This is a genomic window from Rhodococcus chondri (genome assembly GCF_036327435.1).
In the GTDB taxonomy this organism is placed as follows: domain Bacteria; phylum Actinomycetota; class Actinomycetes; order Mycobacteriales; family Mycobacteriaceae; genus Rhodococcus; species Rhodococcus chondri.
The window spans coordinates 1-18,042 of record NZ_JAUZMZ010000100.1 but is presented as its reverse complement, the minus strand read 5'-3'; the positions used below and the strand labels follow the sequence as shown (position 1 = coordinate 18,042).

Annotated in this window: 16 protein-coding genes; 2 read left to right on the top strand and 14 right to left on the bottom strand. The window is 70.5% G+C overall.

What is annotated here, in order from left to right; genetic code table 11:
* The 11 genes from Q8814_RS17075 to Q8814_RS17025 form a co-directional block, all read right to left on the bottom strand.
* A partial coding sequence (locus Q8814_RS17075; protein ID WP_330153202.1) for a hypothetical protein occupies positions 1 to 784 on the bottom strand: 784 nt, incomplete at its 3' end.
* A gap of 14 nt (positions 785 to 798) precedes the next feature.
* Positions 799 to 2,271 (bottom strand): glutamate synthase subunit beta, encoded by a 1,473-nt coding sequence (locus Q8814_RS17070; RefSeq protein WP_330153201.1) that lies wholly within the window; start codon positions 2,269 to 2,271, stop codon positions 799 to 801.
* Entirely contained in the window at positions 2,264 to 6,793 is a 4,530-nt protein-coding gene (gltB, locus tag Q8814_RS17065) for a glutamate synthase large subunit (protein WP_330153200.1), read from the bottom strand. The genes Q8814_RS17070 and gltB overlap by 8 nt, the downstream gene beginning before the upstream one ends.
* Positions 6,794 to 6,990: 197 nt before the next feature.
* Positions 6,991 to 7,818, bottom strand: coding sequence for an NINE protein (locus tag Q8814_RS17060; protein WP_330153199.1), 828 nt, complete (start codon positions 7,816 to 7,818; stop codon positions 6,991 to 6,993).
* Positions 7,815 to 8,870 carry a prolipoprotein diacylglyceryl transferase gene (gene lgt / locus Q8814_RS17055; RefSeq protein ID WP_330153198.1) on the bottom strand — a complete coding sequence of 352 codons (1,056 nt, stop codon included), beginning with the start codon at positions 8,868 to 8,870 and terminating at the stop codon, positions 7,815 to 7,817. The genes Q8814_RS17060 and lgt overlap by 4 nt, the downstream gene beginning before the upstream one ends.
* Positions 8,867 to 9,670 carry a tryptophan synthase subunit alpha gene (trpA, locus tag Q8814_RS17050; protein WP_330153197.1) on the bottom strand — a complete coding sequence of 268 codons (804 nt, stop codon included), beginning with the start codon at positions 9,668 to 9,670 and terminating at the stop codon, positions 8,867 to 8,869. The genes lgt and trpA overlap by 4 nt, the downstream gene beginning before the upstream one ends.
* Complete coding sequence (trpB, locus tag Q8814_RS17045) at positions 9,667 to 10,950, bottom strand: tryptophan synthase subunit beta (RefSeq protein ID WP_330153203.1); 1,284 nt, start codon at positions 10,948 to 10,950, stop codon at positions 9,667 to 9,669. Before trpB ends, trpA begins: the two co-directional genes overlap by 4 nt.
* 135 nt (positions 10,951 to 11,085) lie before the next feature.
* Complete coding sequence (trpC, locus tag Q8814_RS17040; RefSeq protein WP_330153196.1) at positions 11,086 to 11,895, bottom strand: indole-3-glycerol phosphate synthase TrpC; 810 nt, start codon at positions 11,893 to 11,895, stop codon at positions 11,086 to 11,088.
* 80 nt (positions 11,896 to 11,975) lie between these two features.
* A complete protein-coding gene (locus Q8814_RS17035; protein ID WP_330153195.1) occupies positions 11,976 to 12,662 on the bottom strand; it encodes a TIGR02234 family membrane protein in 687 nt (228 codons plus the stop codon).
* Complete coding sequence (locus tag Q8814_RS17030; protein ID WP_330153194.1) at positions 12,659 to 14,242, bottom strand: anthranilate synthase component I; 1,584 nt, start codon at positions 14,240 to 14,242, stop codon at positions 12,659 to 12,661. Before Q8814_RS17030 ends, Q8814_RS17035 begins: the two co-directional genes overlap by 4 nt.
* Before the next feature lie 66 nt (positions 14,243 to 14,308).
* A complete protein-coding gene (locus tag Q8814_RS17025; RefSeq protein ID WP_408015921.1) occupies positions 14,309 to 15,076 on the bottom strand; it encodes a dioxygenase family protein in 768 nt (255 codons plus the stop codon).
* Between the two features lie 96 nt (positions 15,077 to 15,172).
* On the opposite strand from Q8814_RS17025, the gene Q8814_RS17020 reads away from it, so the two are divergent.
* Positions 15,173 to 15,658 (top strand): MarR family winged helix-turn-helix transcriptional regulator, encoded by a 486-nt coding sequence (locus tag Q8814_RS17020; RefSeq protein ID WP_330153192.1) that lies wholly within the window; start codon positions 15,173 to 15,175, stop codon positions 15,656 to 15,658.
* A gap of 63 nt (positions 15,659 to 15,721) precedes the next feature.
* A complete protein-coding gene (locus Q8814_RS17015; protein WP_330153191.1) occupies positions 15,722 to 16,813 on the top strand; it encodes an NAD-dependent epimerase/dehydratase family protein in 1,092 nt (363 codons plus the stop codon).
* 26 nt (positions 16,814 to 16,839) lie between these two features.
* On the opposite strand, the gene Q8814_RS17010 is transcribed toward Q8814_RS17015, so the two are convergent.
* The 3 genes from Q8814_RS17010 to hisF all read right to left on the bottom strand — a co-directional run.
* On the bottom strand, positions 16,840 to 17,019 hold the full coding sequence (locus Q8814_RS17010) for a tautomerase family protein (protein WP_330153190.1): 180 nt from the start codon (positions 17,017 to 17,019) through the stop codon (positions 16,840 to 16,842).
* Positions 17,020 to 17,074: 55 nt separating this feature from the next.
* Positions 17,075 to 17,434, bottom strand: coding sequence for a phosphoribosyl-AMP cyclohydrolase (hisI, locus tag Q8814_RS17005; RefSeq protein ID WP_330153189.1), 360 nt, complete (start codon positions 17,432 to 17,434; stop codon positions 17,075 to 17,077).
* Positions 17,431 to 18,042, bottom strand: a 612-nt coding sequence (gene hisF / locus Q8814_RS17000; RefSeq protein WP_330153188.1) for an imidazole glycerol phosphate synthase subunit HisF, incomplete at its 5' end; no start/stop codon positions are given. The genes hisF and hisI, both read right to left, overlap by 4 nt.

Genomic DNA, 18,042 nt, shown 5'->3' with positions numbered 1-18,042 from the left:
CTCCTGCGCTGTGGTTGTGTGCCGGTCTCGTCTTCTCGGCGATTCCGCTGTGACGCGCCCCGTCGTCGAGCGTTCCGCCCCGTCCGGTGCGGCTCCCCCGGTACGCGTCCCTGCGGACCCGCGCCACGAACGTGGGCCACATGCGCAGATGGGCGGGACAGTGCACCACCGGGTCGAACGAGGGCATCGCCGGATCCCCGACCGGGGAGCGGGTGTCGAGCACGACGTCGCCGAACGGCGAGCACGGTCCTCGCGCGGGAGCCCAGGTGACCGAGAAGCGCACCGGTGCCCGTTCGGGCACGAGCCGCGATGTCGCGGTGGTGCGCGGCTGCGGCCCGACGGGCTCGGCGAGAAACCAGTGTGGGCGCTCGTCGCCGTCGCGGCGGTAGGCCGCCACACTGCTGTACCGCGCACTCGCCCAGCCGCGCGCCGGGAGCAGCATCGCGCGGGCGGGCCGGTACGCGGTGGCGAGGAGAACGTCCCAGGGACCGGTGTCCAGCGAGATCCGTAGTGCGACGCCGAGGATGTCGGGCAGGCCCGGTGGCAGGCCGAGTCCGCGGGAGAGCCGCGCGGCGACCGGGTATCGGCCCGGCGGGACGGGCCCGTCCGCGGTGCCCACGTCGAGGTACCCGTGGAACAGCGCGCCTGCGGGATGGAACACCCGCGCGCCCCGCAGCGCAGAGGCAGCCCGGAAGATCCCGGACACCGCCGTGTGCAGAAGCGGGGGGCGTGGAATATCGAGTGGTGGCACGTTGCCGTGATACCCGGTTGTTCCCGGTTCCAACCCGGCGACGGTGTTCACGGCGGAGCGAGGGGCCGCGAATCGGGTCCGACCGGGGCGGGCAACCTCGAGATGCCCATGAGGTACTCGTCGACACCGCGAGCGGCGGCGCGTCCCTCGGCGATGGCCCACACCACCAGCGAGGCGCCGCGGTGGGCGTCGCCGCACACGAACACTCCGGGCGTGCTCGTCTGCCAGCGATGATCGCAGTCGACGGTGCCCCGCGGGGTGCGGGCCAGCCGGTAATCGTCGAGCAGCGGCCCGGGCGCGACCCCGTCGAATCCGATCGCGAGCAACGCGAGTTCGCAAGGGATCTCGAACTCCGGCCCCACTCGTACCCGGTGGGGGTCCACCTCGGCGAGGACCAGTGCGGTGACTTCTCCGACCGTGTCACCGACGAACCGCTGCACCGCCACATGGAATCGGCGCAGCCCGCCCTCGGCGTGCGCGGGGGATGTCCGCAACACCCACGGCCGCACCGGCCACGGGGTCTTGTCGTCGTCGCGCCGGTCGGGTGGCCGGGGACGGTAGTCGAGCTGCGTCACCGACGTGGCGCCCTGCCGATGGGCGGTGCCGAGGCAGTCCGTTCCGGTGTCGCCACCGCCGATGATCACCACATGCTTGCCCTGCGCCCGGATCCGGGCCGGTCCATCGCCTTCGCATTCGTGGTTCGCGCCTACGAGGTAGTCCATGGCCGGATGGATTCCCGTGAGGTCGCGGCCGGGCACGTCGATCTCGCGGGCCTGCCGGGCGCCGACCGCGACGATCACGGCATCGAACGCGGCGCGGAGTTGCGCGGCAGCGGGTGCGGTGCCGACGTCGCAGCTCGTGCGGAACTCGGTGCCTTCGGAACGCATCTGGTCGGTACGCCGATCGATCAGCGCCTTGTCCATCTTGAACGCGGGGATGCCGTACCGCAGGAGACCGCCGAGCCGGTCGTCGCGTTCGAAGACGGTCACCGCGTGCCCGGTTCGGGTGAGTTGCTGGGCCGCGGCGAGCCCGGCGGGCCCGGATCCGACGACGGCGACCGAGCGGCCGGTGCGGGTGGCCGGGGGCCGGGGCCGCACGTTGCCGTCGGCGAAGGCGCGGTCGGCGACGGCCTGCTCGATCTGCTCGATGGTGACGGCTGCGGCAGGATCGTCCAGGGCGAGGACGCACGCCGATTCGCACGGGGCCGGACAGATCCGGCCGGTGAATTCGGGGAAGTTGTTGGTGGCGTGCAACCGGTCCGACGCGAGCGCCCACAGGTCACGGCGCACCAGGTCGTTCCATTCGGGTATGAGGTTGCCCAGGGGGCAGCCGACCGCGGTGGAATGGCAGAACGGGAGTCCGCAATCCATGCACCGGGTGGCCTGGTCGCGGATCAGCCGGTTCCGTTCGGGTGGCGGCAGAGCCCGGCGCACCTCGTCCCAGTCGCCGACGCGGTCGGCGACGGGGCGCTGCGGGGGCTCGACCCGCGGCAGCCGGAGGAATCCGCGCGGGTCAGCCACCGCCGGCTCCGGCGACGGCGGGTTCGCCCCGGCGGGCGGCAGTGCGGATGCGGTGATAGTCGATCGGCACGATCGTCGTGAAACGTCGTGCGGCGCAGGGCCAGTGCACCAGCAGTGCGGCGGCGACGGGCGATCCGGTGCGGTCGCGGTGCTGGGCGAGCAACGCCCGCAGAGGTTCGAGGTCGCCGGGTTCGATCTCGTGGAGGTGCACGGAGGCGGTGTTGACGCGGGCGGAGTCGAGATCGAGGACATGCGCCAGTCCACCGGACATGCCGGCCGCGACGTTGCGGCCGGTGGAGCCGAGGATCACGACGCGACCGCCGGTCATGTACTCGCAGGCGTGGTCGCCGGTGCCCTCACACACCGCGTGGGCCCCGGAGTTGCGGACGGCGAAACGCTCGCCGACCCGGCCGCGCAGGAAGAGCCGGCCGGCGGTCGCGCCGTACAGAATCGTGTTGCCGGCGATCACCTGGGTGTGGGCGGCGAAACGTGCCGCGGCGTCCGGTCGCACGGCGATCACACCGCCGGACAGTCCTTTGCCGACGTAGTCGTTCGCGTCGCCGACGACGGTGAGGGTGACTCCGGGCGGCAGGAACGCGCCGAGCGACTGCCCGGCGCTGCCCCTCAGACACACGTCGATGGTGTTCTCGGGTAGTCCGTCGGCTCCGTAGCGGGCCGTGACCGCCGCACCCAGGCGCGTGCCGACGGTGCGATCGACGTTGCCGACGGCGGACTCGATGCGCACCGAGCGCCGATGCGCGAGTGCGTCCGCCGCGGCGTCCAGCAGCCGATCGTCGAGGGTGCCTGCAGGTGGGGGCACCGGCGGGCGGGTGCGGCGGCGTTGCGGTGGCCGCCCGGTCGCGTCGACGGCCGCGACGAACAGCGGCGACAGATCCAGACCGCGGGCACGCCAGTGCACGATCGCGGGATCGGCGTCGAGCAGGTCCGCGCGTCCGATGGCATCGTCGAGGCTACTCAGCCCCAACGCGGCCAGACGCCTCCGGACGTCCTCGGCGACGAACCGGAAATATTGCTCGACGTGCGCTGCTCGACCGGTGAATTTGGCGCGCAGCTCCGGGTTCTGGGTGGCGACACCCACCGGGCAGGTGTCGAGATGGCACACCCGCATGAGGATGCAGCCGAGCACGACGAGCGGGGCCGTGGCGAACCCGAATTCCTCGGCTCCCAGCAGCGCGGCGATCAGCACGTCGCGTCCGGTGCGCAGACCGCCGTCGCATTGCACGGTGATGCGGTCGCGCAGGCCGTTCAGCACGAGGGTCTGCTGGGTTTCGGCCAACCCGATCTCCCACGGCAGCCCGGAGTGGCGCAGTGCGGTGAGCAGAGCCGCGCCGGTGCCGCCGTCGTGCCCGGAGATGAGCACGACATCGGCGTGCGCTTTGGCGACGCCGGCGGCGACGGTGCCGACTCCGACACCGCTGACCAGCTTGACGTGGATCCGCGCGTGGGAGTTGGCGCAGCGCAGGTCGTAGATCAGTTGGGCGAGATCCTCGATCGAGTAGATGTCGTGGTGCGGTGGCGGGGAGATCAGACCGACGCCCGGCGTCGAACAGCGAGTGCGCGCGATCCACGGATACACCTTGCTTCCCGGGAGCTGTCCTCCCTCACCGGGTTTGGCTCCCTGCGCCATCTTGATCTGGATGTCCGTGGCGTCGGCCAGGTAGTCGGCGGTCACCCCGAAGCGGCCACTGGCGATCTGCTTGACGGCGCTGCGGCGCAGCGGGTCCCCGCGCCGCGCACGGTCTTCGCCACCCTCCCCCGAGTTGGAGCGGCCACCGAGTCTGTTCATTGCGACCGCGAGCGCTTCGTGCGCCTCGGCGGAGATCGAGCCGTAGCTCATCGCCCCGGTGGCGAACCGGGTCACGATCCGTTCCGCCGGTTCGACGTCGTCGAGCGGGAGCGGTTGCTGCCGTCCGGTCCGCACCCGCAGCAATCCCCGGAGCATGCCCCCCGCCTCGGCGAGCCGATCGACCTCGGCGCTGTATCGGCCGAAGACTTCCGCTCGGGCGGTGCGGGTGGCGTGCTGCAGTAGAAACACGGTTTCGGGGGTGAACAGGTGGGGTTCCGCGTCTCGTCGATACCGGTAGATCCCGCCGCTGTCCAGCACCGGCGGAGCGCCGGGGTCCGCGGTGAATGCGTCGCGGTGACGGCTCCGCGTTTCGCGGGCGAGAGAGTCGAGCGAGACACCGCCGATGCGGGACGCGGTGCCGGGCAGATAGGCGTCCACGACGTCGGCACCGAGGCCGACGGCGTCGAAGGTCTGGGCGCCGATGTAGGACTCGAGTGTGGAGATGCCCATCTTCGCCATCACCTCGAGCACCCCGTCGGTCAGTGCCTGCCGGTAATGGCGGACGGCGTCGACCGGCGTGGTGGTACCGAGGCGGTGCTCCGCGGCGAGGGCCACGACGGTATCGAACGCGACGTACGGGCACACCGCGGACGCGCCGAACCCCAGGAGCGCCGACACGTGGTGTACCTCCCGGGCATCACCGGATTCGACGATCAGTGAGGTGCGCGCGCGCCGGCCGGTGCCGATCAGATGGTGGTGCAGCGCCGACACCGCCAGCAGCGAAGGAACCGGGACGCTGCCGGGCTCCGCACCGCGATCGGTGACGATCAGCAGACCGGAACCGGCGTCGACGGCACTGTCGGCGGCCCGGCACAGCGCGGCGAGCGCGTCGGCCAGCGCGTTGCCCGCGTTGCCCTCGGCCGCGAACAGCGCCGGTAGTACGGTCACGCCGAGGCCGGGACGCGGGCGACGTGCCAGAGTGTCCCGGAGCGCCACGAGTTCGGCCGGGCTGAGCACCGGCTCGTGGAGGACCGGCCGGCGACAGGCATCGGCCGATTCGGCGAGCAGGTTCGCTTCGGGCCCGAGCACGTGGCTCATCGTGGTGACGAGGCGCTCGCGGATGGAGTCGAGGGGCGGGTTGGTCACCTGGGCGAACATTTCAGTGACGAAGTCGTAGAGCAAGCGTGGCCGTGGCGAGAGCACCGCGGGAGGAATATCCGAGCCCATGGAACCGAGCGGTTCCCGACCGGAGACGGCCATCGGCGTCAGTATCACCTCGAGATCTTCCTCGGTGTAGCCGAAGAGCCGATGTGTCCGGGGGGTGGCGGTGCCGGGCGCCGACAGGTCGTCGAGGCGGGCACCGTCAAGGCAGATCTGTTCGGCATCGAGCCAGCGCGCGTACGGTCGCGCGCCGGCGAGCTCGTCGAGAATCTCGCCGGACGGCACGATCCGGCCGTGCCCGGTGTCGACGAGAAACATGCGGCCGGGTTCGAGCCGTCCCTTCTCGGCCACCTGATCCGGCGGCAGGTCGAGCACACCCGTTTCGCTCGCGAAGATCACGCGGTCCTCGCGAGTGCGCCACCACCGCCCGGGCCGCAGACCGTTGCGGTCGAGAACCGCGCCGAAAACCCGTCCATCGGTGAACGGCAGGCACGCCGGGCCGTCCCACGGTTCCAGCAGTGCCGCGTGGTAGCGATGGAACGCCCGGCGCCGCGGATCGATCGCCGGGTCGTTCTCCCAGGCGGGCGGCAGCATCATCGTCACCGCGTGTGGCAGCGACCGCCCTGCGAGATGCAGCAGTTCGAGGACTTCGTCGACGGTCGCGGAATCGGACAGGCCGGGTGTGCAGATCGGGAACAGCCGCGTGAGGTCGCCGCCGAGAAGGCAGGTACGCAGCCGTGGTTGCCGGGCGAGCATCCGATTGCGGTTGCCGCGGATGGTGTTGATCTCACCGTTGTGGGCGCTGTACCGGAACGGCTGCGCGAGGATCCACGAGGGGAACGTGTTCGTCGAATAGCGGCTGTGGACAAGGGCAATGGCGGAGGCGCAGCGCGGGTCGCGCAGGTCGGGATAGAAGCGCGGCAACTGCTCGGCGGTGAGCATGCCCTTGTAGACGACCGTGCGCGCACTGAGCGACGGGAAGTACACCTCGATGCCGGGCCGGGCAGCCGGATGCTCGGCCCGGCGCCGCAGCGGATACACGAGGCGATCCAGCACCGGCCCGGCCGGTCGCACACCCGCCACGGCCGGCCCGGCGACGAACAGCTGTGCAATGTGCGGGCGGCAGAGCTCGGCGCACTCACCGACACCGGCGCGTTCGGGTTCGACCGGCAGTTCGCGCCAGCCGAGGATCTCGAGCTGCTCGTCGGCGGCGAGTGCCTCGACGCGGCAGCGAGCTGCTGTCCGCGCGGCGTCGCCGCGGGGCAGGAAGCACAGACCGGTAGCGTAGTGGCCCGCAGGTGGAAGGGGGAAGCCGACGACCGCGTCGTACAGAGGCCACGGCACACCCAGCGTGATGCCGGCGCCGTCACCACTGTCCGAGTCTCGTCCCGCCGCGCCGCGATGGGTCAGGTGCCGCAGTGCGGCCAGTGCATCGGTGACGATGTCGTGGCGCGCACGTCCGCGCAGGTCGACGACCGCAGCGACCCCGCACGCGTCGGATTCGCGTGCCGGATCATAGAGACCATAGGGTCCGGGCAACCCGGTGTACTGCACCTGACCACCTGTGATGGAGGCGAACCTTCCACTGCGCGGGCGACCGTCGATGGTGTCGCCGCTACGTGCGGATGCCGGGACGGACCGCAGGAAGTGGGTGCCGGCCGGGGCCGCCCGGCGGGGAGCGGGATCGTGCTCGGACGGTCAGTCTACGCGCGAGTGGCCCGGACGCGCGAGCTTGCGCGCCCGGGCGGCCGTCACGGATGCAGCGGGCGGCCGTGGTTGTCGCGCACCTTGCCGGTGAGCATCAGGATGCCGTCGATCAGCGGCCAGATGCCGCCGATACCGCACGTCAGCCACGTCGCGGCGATCTGGGCGATCGCGAGGCCCGGCTGGTCGAGGTAGAAGCGGCCGGCGCCGAACGGGCCGAGCAGGATCCCGAGAATGCCCGCGGTCACCTTCGACTTGTCGGAGTACGGTTCGCCCGTGTACGGGTCGCGTCCGTAGGGAGCGGACGGATCGTAGTAGCCGTATGCGGCCGCCGGCATTCCCGGTGCCGGCGTGTACCCGGGCGGGGGCGGCGCGTACCCGGGATAGGCCTGTTCGTGCGCGGCGTAACCCGAGGAGTCACCGGCCGGATACCCAGGATCCGGCCGGCCGTACACCGGCCCCGGCATGCCCTGGTACGGTGGTTCACCCTGGTACGGCGGGGTCTGTTCACCGTACGAGTAGGCGCCCGGAGGCGGATAATCCGACTGGGGGTTCTCCGACGGCGGCGGATAGCTCGGGGTGGTACCCCAGCCAGGGCCGTTACCGACGCCCGAGTAGGTGTCCCAGCCCGGCCCCGGCGTGCCGTGCGAACCACCCAGGGACTCGGATGTCGGGGGCTGCGCGGACAACGACGCCTGCGCGGTGGCGTCATAGTCGAAGGGGCGGCCGAAATCCGGCGTGGTGTCGGCAGAATCAGCTTTCTGCGAGTCCGGCGAGCCGCCGGCGGGAGGCTCGGAGTCGGTGTTCTTGCGCAGATCGGGCTTGGCAGGCTCCGCATCGTGCGCGTCCGAGGTTCCCGGATCCGGTGTGGTCACGAGTGGTCCCCCTTGCTGTTGCCGGACGTACCGGTCTCGACTGTACCGGCGCCGCCATCGGTGACCGTCTCGGCCGTGGGCTTCTTCGACACCGGCTTCTCGACGTCCGGCTTCTCGACGTCCGCCTTCCCGGCATCCGGCTTCTCGACATCCGGCTTCTCGGCAGCGGTATCGGCTGCCGCCGTCGACATCGGATCGAGGGTCTCCGGGGCTTCCCGTCCCTTCTTCCCGAAGATCACGTATGCGAGCGCGAGGACGAACACGATGCCCGAGGTGAAGGTGTTGATCCGGATGCCGGCGATCTCGGTGGCAGCGTCGGTGCGCATGAGCTCGATCCAGAATCGGCCGGCGCAGTAGCCCGCGACGTACAGCGCGAAGAGGCGCCCGTGTCCGATCGCGAAGCGCCGGTCGATCAGGACGAGCAGCAGCACGATCGCCACGTTCCACAGGGCCTCGTACAGAAACGTCGGGTGCACCACGAACGCGACCTCGCCGGTGGAGACGCCGTCGATCAGCGCCGGGGAGACCTGACCGGCTTCGTTTCGCCGCTCGTAGATCTCGAGTCCCCACGGGACCGTCGTTTCGCGCCCGTACAGTTCCTGGTTGAACCAGTTGCCGAGCCGTCCGATGGCCTGCGCCAGCAGGATTCCCGGCGCGATGGCGTCGCCGAAAGCCGGCAGCGGGATACCGCGACGGCGGCAGCCGATCCACGCGCCCACCGCGCCGAGCGCGACGGCGCCCCAGATCCCGAGGCCGCCCTCCCAGATCTTGAGCGCGTCGACCGGGTCGGCGCCCTCGCCGAAGTACTTCGGCCAGTCCGTCGCGACGTGATACAGCCGGCCGCCGATCAACCCGAACGGGACTGCCCACACCGCGATGTCGAGCACGGTGCCCGGACGGCCACCGCGCGCGACCCAGCGGCGGTCACCCCACCAGATCGCGACGACGATGCCGGCGATGATGCACAGCGCGTAGGCACGCAGGGCCAGAGGCCCCACGTACCAGACGCCCTGCGATGGACTCGGAAGATAGGCCAGAACAGTCGAAGTCACGACGCTACGGTAGCCGAGCGCACGCCCTTCGCGAGATCCTGCGTCAGCGTGAGCAGAGCCTCACGTCCCTGCGCGACGGCCGACACCAGCGCGGAGCCGACGATGACACCGTCCGCGTACGCGGCGATCTCGGCGGCCTGTCCCGCGTTGCGGACGCCGAGCCCGACGCCGACGGGAATGTCGGAGTGGGCGCGCACACGCGCGACGAGTTCGGGTGCACGGTTGTCGACCTTGTCGCGCGCGCCGGTCACCCCCATCGTCGAGGTCGCGTACACGAACCCGCGGCACCGGTCGACGGTGGTGGCGAGCCGTTCGTTGGTCGACGACGGAGCGACGAGGAAGGTGCGGCCGAGACCGTACTTGTCGGAGGCGGCGACCCAGTCGGCAGCCTCGTCGGGGATCAGGTCCGGGGTGATGATGCCGAGTCCGCCCGCGGCTGCGAGATCTCGCGCAAAGTTCTCCACGCCGTACCTGAGGACGAGGTTCCAGTAGGTCATCACGACCGCGGCACCGCCGGCGTTCGTGATGGCCTCGACAGCCGGGAACACGTCGCGCACGCGGACGCCGTTCGCGAGGGCTTCGGTGGCCGCATCCTGGATGGTGGTGCCGTCCATGACCGGATCGCTGTACGGGATGCCGACCTCGACGAGATCGCACCCACCCTCGACGAGGGTTGTCATGGCCTCGATCGACTTGTCGACGGTCGGGTATCCGACCGGCAGGTAACCGACGAGCGCCGCCCGCTTCTCGGCGCGACAGGTCGCGAAGATCTCGCTCAGACGTTCGTGCGGGGCGCTCACAGTGCGGCTCCTTCGGTGCTGTCGTCGCTTTCGTCGACGGTGCCGGGGGCGAGAGAGTTGTCCGATTCGAGGTAACCGAACCACTTCGCTGCGGTGTCGACGTCCTTGTCGCCGCGTCCGGAAATATTGACCAGGACGATCGCTCCGCTACCGAGTTCACGGCCCAGCTTCACGGCACCGGCAACCGCGTGCGCGGATTCGATCGCGGGGATGATGCCCTCGGTGCGGCACAGGAGCTTGAAGGCGTCCATGGCGTCGGTGTCGGTGGCGGACCGGTATTCGGCGCGTCCGGTGTCGGCGAGCCACGAATGCTCCGGGCCGACCCCGGGATAGTCCAGGCCGGCGGAGATCGAGTGCGACTCCGTGGTTTGGCCGTCGTCGTCCTGCAGCAGGTAGGAATAGGCGCCGTGGAGCATTCCGTGACTGCCGCCGCCGATGGTGGCAGCGTGACGGCCGGTTTCGACGCCGTCGCCGCCGGCTTCGATGCCGACGAGCCTGACGGACGCGTCGTCGATGAAGGGGTGGAAGATTCCGATCGCGTTGGATCCGCCACCGACGCAGGCGACGACGGCGTCCGGTAGCCGCCCCAGCCGGTCGAGGACCTGGGCGCGTGCCTCGAGGCCGATGACGCGCTGGAAGTCGCGGACCATGGTCGGGAAGGGGTGCGGCCCGGCCGCGGTTCCGAAGCAGTAGTAAGTGTTGTGCGCGTTGGTCACCCAGTCGCGCATCGCTTCGTTGATCGCGTCCTTGAGCGTGCGCGAGCCGGTCTTGGCGGCTATGACCTCGGCGCCGAGCAGCCGCATGCGCGCGACGTTGAGGGCCTGACGTTCGGTGTCGACCTCGCCCATGTAGACGATGCACTCGAGGCCGAACAGGGCGCAGGCGGTGGCCGTGGCGACACCGTGCTGTCCGGCGCCGGTTTCGGCGATGACGCGGGTCTTGCCCATCCGCTTGGCGAGCAGCACCTGACCGAGCACGTTGTTGATCTTGTGCGAGCCGGTGTGGTTGAGGTCTTCGCGCTTGAGGAGCAGCCGCGCGCCACCAGCGTGCTCGCTCAGCCGGGTCGCTTCGTAGACCGGCGAGGGACGCCCGGTGTAGTCGCGCTGGAGCCGGTCGAGTTCGCCGAGGAAACCGGGGTCGTTCCGTTCCTTCTCGTATGCGGCGCTGACCTCTTCGATGACCGCCATCAGCGCCTCGGGCACGTAGCGGCCACCGAATACTCCGAAGTGCCCGCCGACATCCGGTTCGTGCGTGGTCGGGGTGGACACGGCTTCGCTCATGCGGGGAAGTCCGCGCCCCTTGGCGGACAGTGCGGGATCGTCTGCAGTCACCCGTCCAGTCTGCCCCACTCGCACGCCGGGATCACCCTCGGGTCCAGCGCGGAGCCCGGATCGGCGGAAGGTTCGGCGTCCGGGTCAGCGAGCAGGCTTGGGGCACGACGGGTGCGTACCCACAGTCACCAGTTCGGCGACCGCCTGGCGTGGATCGCCACTGGTCACCAACCCCTCACCGACGAGCACCGCGTCGGCTCCGGCACCGGCGTAGGCGAGCAGATCCGCCGGTCCACGCACACCCGACTCGGCGATCTTGAGCACGTTGGTGGGCAGGCCGGGCGCGATCCGCCCGAATGTGTCCTTGTCGACCTCGAGTGTCTTGAGGTTGCGGGCGTTGATCCCGATCACGGTGGCGCCGGCCTCGAGGGCGCGGTCTGCTTCCTCTTCGGTGTGCGCCTCGACGAGCGCCGTCATGCCGAGGGACTCGGTCCGCTCGATGAGCGCCGTCAGCACGGTCTGTTCGAGGGCGGCCACGATCAGCAGTACGAGGTCGGCGCCGTGGGCCCGCGCCTCGTGAATCTGATAGGGCCCGACGATGAAGTCCTTGCGCAACACGGGGATACGGACCGCGCGGCGGACGGCGTCGAGATCGGCGAGGCTGCCGTTGAAACGGCGCTGCTCGGTGAGGACGCTGATCGCACGGGCGCCACCCGACTCGTAGGCCTTGGCCAGGTCCGCCGGGTCGAGGATCTCGGCGAGGGCCCCCTTCGAGGGGCTTGCGCGCTTGACCTCGGCGATGACGGCAATGCCCGGCTCGCGCAGCGCGGCCTTCGCATCGATCGGCGGGGGTGCGGCGGCGGCGGCGGCCTTGACGGAAGCGAAGTCGATCTCCGCCTCCCTGGCAGCGACGTCCGCGCGTACTCCTTCGAGAATCGAGTCGAGAACTGTCATCGTGGCTCGAGTCCTTTCCCACCCTTGTCAATCCGATGTGATTAAGCTCATCGAAGTTTCCGCAAGCCTAATGGGCGCGTTCAGGACGGTCGGCGCCGGGTGCCCGAATCCCCTGTCCCCTGGCCGTCGTGCCCGTCGTCTCCGGGATCGGCGGTGGGGTCGACACCGGCGTCGAGGGCGTCCCACAGCGACCTTTCGGTCACCGGTTCGTCGGTGCCGGCCGCCCGCGCCGATGCCTCCCGGCGGGCCGCAGGGCTCTCGTACTTCGACGACAGACCCGCATGGGCCCTCGGGGTCCGCCACAGCGCGACAGCCGCCGCCAGGGCCAGGCAGGCACCGGCAAGCGCGAGTAGCGCGGGAGCATAGGACACCTCGGTCGCGGTGACCGTTGCGCGGTCGGGCAGTTCGGCGACCCGCGCGGCGGTGTCGTCGTCGGGCTCTCCCGCAACGAGCTGTAGCGAGGGAATCGCCGCGGCCACCGCGACGAGCGCGACCGCCACGGCGAGCACCCGCAGGGCGCGTCCCCGCACGGCGAACACGGCGGCCACCGCCGCGAGCAGCGCCAGCGCGAGCGGGGTCGTGGCGGCGGCCCAGACACTGCCGGTCAGGTCGGTGACGCGGTCGGTCCCGAGTCCGTCCGCGGACTCGACACGCACCCAGGTCATACGGCCGGCCGCCCACAGCGCGCCGGCCGCCACGGCGAGCAGCAGCGCCGCCGCCACGGTGGGGCGCCGGCGTGGGGACGAGCCGGATGCCGGGGCGGTCACCGGGACTCGCCCTCGTAGGAGGTCAGCGTCGTCGCCGCCGCCACCGCCGCGAGGGCGGACATCGCTTTGTTCCGCGCCTCGGCATCCTCGGATGCGGGCACCGAGTCGGCGACGATTCCCGCGCCGGCCTGGACATAGGCGACTCCGTCCTTGACCAGCGCCGAACGGATGGCGATGGCGGTGTCGGCGTCGCCGGTGAAATCGAGGTACCCGACGATGCCGCCGTAGATGCCGCGGCGGGTCGGCTCGAGTTCTTCGATCAGTTCCATGGCCCGCACCTTGGGCGCACCCGACAGGGTGCCGGCGGGGAAACACGCGGTGACGGCGTCGAGAGCGTGCCTGCCCTCGGCCAGGCGGCCGGTCACGGTCGAGACCAGGTGCATCACATGGCTGTAGCGCTCGATGTGCCGGTAGTCGTGGACCTTGACGGTGCCCGGTTCGCACACGCGGCCGAGATCGTTGCGACCGAGGTCGACGAGCATCAGGTGCTCGGCATTCTCCTTCTCGTCGGCGAGGAGATCCTTCTCGAGGAGGGTGTCCTCTTCCTCGTCGGCGCCGCGCCACCGGGTCCCGGCGATGGGGTGGGTGGTCGCGACCCCGTCGGCGACGGTGACGAGCGCCTCCGGGCTCGACCCGACGATCGAGAACGCCGTCTCCCCGTCCGGGCCGGGAATGTGCAGCAGGAACATGTACGGACTCGGATTCGACGCACGCAACATCCGGTACACATCGAACGGCGCTGCGGGACAATCGATTTCGAACCGTTGTGACAGCACCACCTGGAACGCCTCGCCGGCCTCGATATCGCCGATGAGCTTGCGCACGTCCGTGCAGAAGGACTCCGTGGTGCGCTGCCGGCGGTAGTCGGGTTCCGGCCGCGAGAAGGTGGAGACGGTGGATGCGGCGGGCGCGGCGAGGGCCGCGGTCATCCGATCCAGTCGCGCGACCGCGTCGTCGTACGCCTCGTCGACCCGCTCGTCGGAGCCGTCCCAGTTGACCGCGTTGGCGATGAGCCAGATGGTGCCCTCGTGGTGATCGACGGCGGCGAGGTCGGTGGCGAGCAGCATCACGAGCTCGGGGATCTGCAGGTCGTCCGTCGCCAGCGACGGCAACTTCTCGATGTGCCGGACGATGTCGTAGCCGAGATAGCCCACCATGCCGCTGGTGAGCGGCGGCAGCCCGTGAAGCCGGTCGGTGTGGAGCAACTGCAACGTCTCGTGCAGCACATCGAGCGGGTTACCGCCGGCCGGCGCCCCGGACGGCACGTGCCCGTACCAGGCGGCCTCTCCGTCGACGACGGTCAGCGCTGCGGGGCTGCCCGCGCCGATGAACGACCAGCGCGACCAGGACCGGCCGTTCTCGGCCGATTCGAGCAGGAACGTCCCGGGACGGTCGGCTGCGAGTTTGCGGTATGCCGACAGCGGGGTTTCGGAGTCGGCGAGCACCGTGCGGGTCACGGGGACCCCGCGGTGCTCGGCGGCGAGGAGCCGGAACTGCTCGCGGGTGGTGGTCGAGTCGGACCAGCCACCTGCGGACGGGTCGGTGGTGGCTGCGGGAATGGTGGTGGGCTCGCCGGACATGCGCACATCATCCCAGGCACCGACCCGGCGGGCGCACCCGCGGGGTCGCCGGGCCGGTCGGACCTGTCAGGCGACCTGGATCGAGCGTTTCGCCAGACCGAGCCAGAAGCCGTCGATGACCTGCTGTGGCCGTTGCGCGGGATCGTCGGCCGTCCCGAGGGTGACGAAGAGCGGAGCGAAGTGCTCGACGGTCGGATGCGCGTAGGGCATGCCCGGCGCCCGCCGGCGGAAGTCGAGGAGAGCGTCGAGATCACCGGCGGCGAGCCGCTCGGAGGCCCAGTGGTCGAATTCGGCGGACCAGCCGGGTGCGGGTGCCTCGGGGCGCATGTCGTTCAGGAACGGCAGTCCGTGCGTGGCGAATCCGGAGCCGATGATCAGCACACCCTCGTCGCGGAGGGGCCGCAGTCGCCGCCCGAGGTGGAGCAGCCGCTCGGGGTCGAGGGTGGGCATCGAGATCTGCAGGACCGGAATGTCCGCGTCCGGGTACATGACGGTGAGCGGCACGTACGCGCCGTGGTCGAGGCCGCGGTGCGGCCGGGAGACGACGGGTTCGCTGTCGGGCATCAGCGCCGCGATCTTCCGGGCGAGAGCGGGGGCGCCGGGTGAGGAATAGGTGACCTCGTAGAACCGCTGCGGGAACCCGCCGAAGTCGTAGACGAGTGGGGTGCCGGTGGTCGTGGCACCGATGGCGAGCGGCGTCGACTCCCAGTGCGCGGACACCACCAGCACCGCCGAGGGGCGGGGCAGGTCCGCGGACCAGCGCTGCAGTTGGGACACCCACAGTTCGCTGTCGACGAGGGGTGGTGCTCCATGGCTGAGGAACAAGGCCGGCATGGTGGTCATACGTCTCCTAATATTGAAGCTTCAACCATCATATAGGGTGGACCCAGCGATCAAAAGGCACCGATCCCGAAAGTGAGGCCCACAACCATGAGCAGCGAAGCCCCCCGGTGGCTCGACGCCTCCCAGCAGCAGGCCTGGCGGACGCTGGTCGCGCTGATCACCCGGTTGCCGGCGGCACTCGACACGCAGATGCAGCGCGACGAGGACATGACCCACTTCGAATACTTCGTGCTCGCACTGCTGTCCGAAGCGCCGGATCGCCGACTCCGGTTGTCCGCGCTCGCGGACGAAGCCAACGCATCGCTGTCCCGGCTCTCCCATGTGATCACGCGCCTCACCAAACGCGGCTGGGTGTGCCGCGAACCGATCCCCGGCAGCCGCGGCTCGTACGCGGTGCTCACCGAGCCGGGCTACGCCAAGGTCGTCGACGCCGCGCCCGGCCACGTCGAAACCGTGCACCGGCTCGTCTTCGACGGGCTCGACGACAGCGAGGTCCGCACCCTGGCGACCCTCGGCGCCACGCTCCTCACCCAGCTCGATACGAGCATCGCCGCCGGAACCGGCAAGGCCTGACCCTCCCGGCGAATCTCTGCCTCCCGGTGGGTTCGCGCCCGAACCACCGGGTACTCCGACCTCATGGCCGACCAATCGACGCAGACCGGTGAATCGACGCAGACCTCGGGCCTGCACGTGGTGGTGACCGGCGCGACCGGCAACGTGGGTACCGGCGTCGTCCGCGCGCTCGGAAAGGAACCGGCGGTGACGTCGGTGCTGGGCCTGGCCCGGCGCGACACCGACTGGAGCGTGCCCAAGACGCGGTTCGCAGCCGTGAACGTTGCCACCGACGATCTCGACGCCGACCTCCGCGGTGCCGATGCCCTCGTCCACCTCGCCTGGTTGTTCCAGCCCACCCACAAACCCGAAGTGACATGGCACAACAACGTCCTCGGCACGATCCGCACGCTCACCGCCGCGGCCGAGGCCGGCGTGCGCACCATCGTGACGGCCTCGTCGGTCGGCGCCTACTCCCCCGGCCCACCGGACGAACACCCCGTCGACGAGACCTGGCCCACCCACGGGTGGCCCGGCGCCGCCTATCCGCGGGAGAAGTCCTACCTCGAACGGTGGCTCGACACCTTCGAACTCGAACACCCCGAGATCCGCGTGGTACGGATGCGGCCGGGGTTCATCTTCCAGCGCGGCTCGGCGTCGGCGCAGCGGAGGATCTTCGCCGGCCCGTTCGTGCCGGGTTCTCTCCTGCCCGTGGTCCCGGTCGTCCCCGACATGCCCGGTCTGCGCATGCAGATCCTGCACACCGACGATGTCGCCGACGCGTACGTGCGAGCTGTCGTCCGTCCGGTGCGTGGCGCCTTCAACGTCGCAGCGGACCCCCCGGTCGACGCGCGAACCTTTGCCGAGGTGCTCGGGGCGCGTGTCGTGCCCGTCAAGTCGGGCATCGTGCGCACCGCGGTCGCAGCCGCATGGCACGCCCATCTCGCCCCCGCCGACCCGGCCCTGTTCGACACGGTGCTACGACTTCCCCTCATGGACTGCACCCGGGCGCGGACCGAATTGGGCTGGTCACCGGTCCACGCTCCCATCGCCGTCTTGGAGGAGTTCGTCGCGGGACTGCGCGAGGGCGCCGGACTGCCCACGCCACCGCTCACCCGCGACAGTGTTCGCGGACGGGTCGGCGAACTGACCACCGGAGTCGGACAGCGTCCCTGAGCGCCCCGCCGAGCGGCGTCCCGCGCTCAGCCGAGCGGCGTCCCGCCGACGCCCCAGTTGGCTCGCGGCACCTCGGTGATGGTCACCCACACCGACGACTCGTTCTTTCCGGACGCCTGCGCATAGGCGCGGGTCACCGACGCGATGATCTCCGCCTTCTGCTCGTCGGAGAGGCCGGGTGTCTGGCTGATCTGGATCAGTGGCATGACGGCCATTGTGGCAGTCGCCGTCCACACGTTCGGGTGCCACCCGAACGGACGGTCACTCCCCGGTCGGCTCCGCGAGCAGTACGTCGGCGTCGAAGCAGGTGTGGGTTCCGGTGTGGCACGCGGCACCGGCCTGGTCGACGACCAACAGCACCGTGTCGCCGTCGCAGTCGAGCCGAACCTCGTGGACGTACTGCGTGTGCCCCGAGGTCTCACCCTTGACCCAGTACTGCTGCCGCGAACGCGAGTAGTAGGTGGCCTTCCGGGTCGCGAGCGTGCGGGCCAGAGCCTCGTCGTCCATCCACGCCATCATCAGCACCGCGCCGGTCGCCCTCTCCTGCACGACGGCGGCGAACAGCCCGTCGTCGTTGCGCTTGAGCCGCGCCGCGACGGCGGGGTCGAGATTCTCGCTCATCGAACCACGATCCCTTCAGCCCGCATCGCGTCCTTGACCTGGCCGATGGTCAGCTCCCGGAAGTGGAACACGCTCGCGGCGAGCACCGCGTCGGCTCCCGCCCGCACGGCCGGCGCGAAATGATCGACCGCGCCGGCGCCGCCGGAGGCGATCACCGGCACATGCACGGCCGCGCGCACCGCCTCGATCATCTTCAGATCGAACCCGGCCTTGGTGCCATCCGCGTCCATCGAGTTGAGCAGAATCTCCCCCACGCCGAGTTCCTCACCGCGCCGGGCCCATTCGACGGCGTCGATACCCGTTCCACGGCGGCCGCCGTGGGTCGTGACCTCCCAACCGGAGGGGGTGGGCTGCTCACCTTCCGGCACGGTACGCGCGTCGACGGACAACACGATGCACTGCGATCCGAACCGTTCGGACATCTCCCGCAGCACCTCGGGCCGGGCGATCGCGGCCGTGTTCACGGACACCTTGTCGGCCCCGGCGCGCAGCAACCGGTCCACGTCCTCGACGGTGCGGACACCGCCGCCGACGGTCAGCGGGATGAACACCTGCTCGGCGGTGCGGGTGACGACGTCGAGCATCGTTCCACGGTCGCCGCTCGACGC